Consider the following 313-nt stretch of genomic DNA (forward strand, 5'->3'; position numbering starts at 1 on the left):
AGCTCAAACGCGGTACAGTCGCCGGGGAAGCCGTCTATTTTGCCATGGGGATCAGCGAGGAGGGCTACCGGGACATTCTCGGCTTCTACATCGGTGGTCAAGAGAGCTCTAATGGCTGGCGTGACGTGCTTAAAGACCTGCAGCGACGCGGCGCAACCGATGTCTTGTTAGGCGTCTTCGACGGCTTACAGGGGCTGGAAGAGGCGTTTCGTGAGGCTTATCCGAAAGCAGACGTGCAGCACTGCGTCGTCCACAAGATGCGTACCACCTTCCCTAAGATTCGCGTACAAGACAAGAACGAATTCATAAGCGA

1 protein-coding gene is annotated in these 313 nt (G+C 55.9%); it reads left to right on the forward strand.

Annotation, left to right across the window (positions count from 1 at the left end; translation table 11 throughout):
• The coding region (locus tag AC3G2T_RS38900; protein ID WP_488438839.1) for a transposase at positions 1-313 on the forward strand (313 nt) is incomplete at both ends.

Source organism: Paenibacillus sp. sgz302191, from assembly GCF_057749925.1.